This is a genomic window from Wenjunlia vitaminophila DSM 41686 (genome assembly GCF_000380165.1).
In the GTDB taxonomy this organism is placed as follows: Bacteria; Actinomycetota; Actinomycetes; order Streptomycetales; family Streptomycetaceae; genus Wenjunlia; species Wenjunlia vitaminophila.
In genome coordinates, this window is sequence record NZ_KB904639.1 from 1 (window position 1) to 2,006 (window position 2,006).

Annotated in this window: 4 protein-coding genes; all 4 read left to right on the forward strand. The window is 71.7% G+C overall.

The features are described 5' to 3' along the window. On the forward strand, window positions 1-195 hold a 195-nt coding region (locus A3IG_RS28475; RefSeq protein WP_040910767.1), incomplete at its 5' end, for a hypothetical protein. After that, complete coding sequence (locus A3IG_RS0103390; protein WP_018382141.1) at window positions 192-674, forward strand: Pycsar system effector family protein; 483 nt, start codon at window positions 192-194, stop codon at window positions 672-674. The genes A3IG_RS28475 and A3IG_RS0103390, both read left to right, overlap by 4 nt. Then, the gene (locus A3IG_RS0103395; protein ID WP_018382142.1) at window positions 671-1,642 is read left to right on the forward strand and encodes a DUF2637 domain-containing protein; all 972 of its coding nucleotides are present in this window, start codon (window positions 671-673) and stop codon (window positions 1,640-1,642) included. Before A3IG_RS0103390 ends, A3IG_RS0103395 begins: the two co-directional genes overlap by 4 nt. Further along, window positions 1,639-2,006, forward strand: a 368-nt coding sequence (locus A3IG_RS28480) for a hypothetical protein (protein WP_040910768.1), incomplete at its 3' end; no start/stop codon positions are given. The genes A3IG_RS0103395 and A3IG_RS28480, both read left to right, overlap by 4 nt.

Below are 2,006 nucleotides of genomic sequence, written 5' to 3' on the forward strand. Positions count from 1 at the left end.
GGGGTGGCCGCCGTGGCTAACCCCCTGACGACCACCGACCCGACCCGGGTTGGCGAGCTGCACGACTGTGCGGCCCGCACCGCGCACGACCACCACGGTCAGCCGGACGCCGGTGCCTGGTGGGAGCAGGCGCACCTGCTGGACACGGCGGACGCCGCGTTCGCCCGACTCGCTGTGCCGGGGGGTGCGGCATGACGGGCCGATCCACTACTGGGGCGGACTGGACGCACGCCAACCTCGCCGACGCGAAGGGGGACCTGAAGGCGGAGATTGCTCGTACGGACACCAAGGCCGGCCTGTTGCTTGCCTTTACCGGGACGGTGCTCGCTGGTGTCCTGGCGGCTGCCGCCACGATCGATGTGGTCCTGCCGGCGCTGGTCGTGGCCGGGGTCGCGTGCGGGGTGCTGGCCGGGGCCGCCATGGTCCTGCTCACCGCCGTCCGCCCCCACCTCGGTGGCGATGACCGGGCGTCGTTCCCGTACTGGGCGCGGTTGACGACCGAGCAGATCACCGCCGCGATGCGCGATGACCGGCGCGCGGACGTGGTCCGGGTGCTGTCGGGTATCGCCGTGCGCAAGTACTGCGCGCTTCAGCGCGCGGTGGACCTGATCCGGCTGGCGGTGGTCCTGCTCGCTCTCGCCGTCCTGGTCGCGGCTGCGGGGGTGGTCTGGTGACTCGCACACCCAAGGCCTTGCTCGTGCTTGCCCTGGTGGGCGTGGTCGGGATGGCGTTCCGGGTGTCGTGGAACGCGTTGCGGGACATCGCCCGGACCGTGGGCGCCGACCCGACGGCGGCCACCCTCTACCCGTTCGTCGTCGATGGTCTGATGGCTCTGGCCTTGGTTGCCACCCTGGTCCTGACCGACCCGGCGGACAAGCGGTTCGCCCTGCGGGTGCTGGCCGCCTACACCGTTGCCTCACTCGTCCTGAACTACGTTCACGGACTCGTTCCGGCTCTGCATGACAGGTCGGTCGACTGGGGTCGACTCGCCGACTGGGCCCCGGCGAACTGGGCGCTGGTGCTGCTTGCCACCTCGTTGCCGGTTGGGTCCATCTACTTCGGTTCGGACTTGGTCGCCAAGGTGCTGCACCACCGACCGACTGCCACCACCACGACCGATGAATCACCGCGGACCAGGGTGAACCAGTCGATAGCTGACGAGGGAAGGTCGACCCCGAGCAACCCAACCGCCCTCGGCGGGGAGTCGGGCGCCCCGGGCCCTGAACCGTCCCTGGTGGGCGTCGACTCCCCGCCGCCCGTCGACGTCGACTCGACCGACCCGGCACCGACTCCGGCCCCGGCTGAGTCGGCGTCGGTCGAGTCGACTCCGGCCGGGAAGGTGCGTCCGGCGACGGGGCCGGTACCGCCCGCGGCCCGCACCCGCCGTCCGACCCGTACCCCGACGCAGTTGCTCGACGAGGCGCGGCAGGCCACCGTCGACTGGCCGACCGATGCCCTGACCGCCGAGGCCATCCGCAAGGCCGTGCGGACCTCGGCGGACAACGCCCGGACTCTCCGCGACGCCCTCAAGGCCGAACGCGCCGCCACCGCGCCAGAGCGTCTGCACGTCGTTCCTGCCCCGGACGACACCCTGCCCATGCCTGAGACCCGCCCGGACGCCGACGCCATGGAGGCATCGTGACCGCGCTCGACACCCCGACCCTGGCCGTTCACGGCCCGGCGATCACCGCCCTGGCCGCGCTGCACGCCACCGCCCCGGACCTGCCCACCGCCTACATCAGCCTGCAACCGATCATCAGCGAGTCGAGCCCGCCCGCGTGGGGACTGGCCGTGCATCTCCACCGCACCACGGACACCTCGGGTGGCTTCGGGGGCGGCTTTGGGGACTTCGAGCGGTGGCGCCAGGCGCTGAGCATCGCGGTGGACGCCCCGGCGACCTACTACCGCTATGACGACTACCAGTCGCTGACGATGCAGGGCACCTACGCCGGTGTCCGCGTGGAACTCAGCGCCTACATCGACCTGCCCGACACCCACCCCTACCA

What these genes read in the sequence shown, in the direction of transcription:
- A3IG_RS0103390 (WP_018382141.1), top strand. Translation starts at nt 192, where the DNA reads ATGACGGGCCGATCCACTACTGGGGCGGACTGGACGCACGCCAACCTC.